Raw genomic sequence first — 232 nt, forward strand, 5'->3', positions numbered from 1 at the left:
ATTATTCCTCAAGATCATGTAAGAATGGATCATTGGGTTGGTAAGAAAATACCTAATAATGCAACAATTATATTGGATAGTAATTGTAGTGATGAGCTTTTGGGTGTATCGATAAAAGAAGGTTTTAAACGATGTGTTAACTTAAAAGTTTAATATAATAAACTAATAAAACCACCTAAATATTACCTGGGTGGTTTTTATTATAATTAAAATAAGTAAATTAATATTGAAT

The 232-nt window shown here is 25.4% G+C and carries 1 protein-coding gene; it reads left to right on the top strand.

Features of this window, described 5'->3' with window-relative positions; all coding sequences use genetic code 11:
- Window positions 1-3: 3 nt before the first annotated feature.
- The gene (locus tag M983_RS17445) at window positions 4-153 is read left to right on the top strand and encodes a contact-dependent growth inhibition system immunity protein (RefSeq protein WP_281180129.1); all 150 of its coding nucleotides are present in this window, start codon (window positions 4-6) and stop codon (window positions 151-153) included.
- Window positions 154-232 lie beyond the last annotated feature (79 nt).

Source organism: Proteus myxofaciens ATCC 19692 (assembly GCF_001654855.1).
Lineage (GTDB): Bacteria > Pseudomonadota > Gammaproteobacteria > Enterobacterales > Enterobacteriaceae > Proteus > Proteus myxofaciens.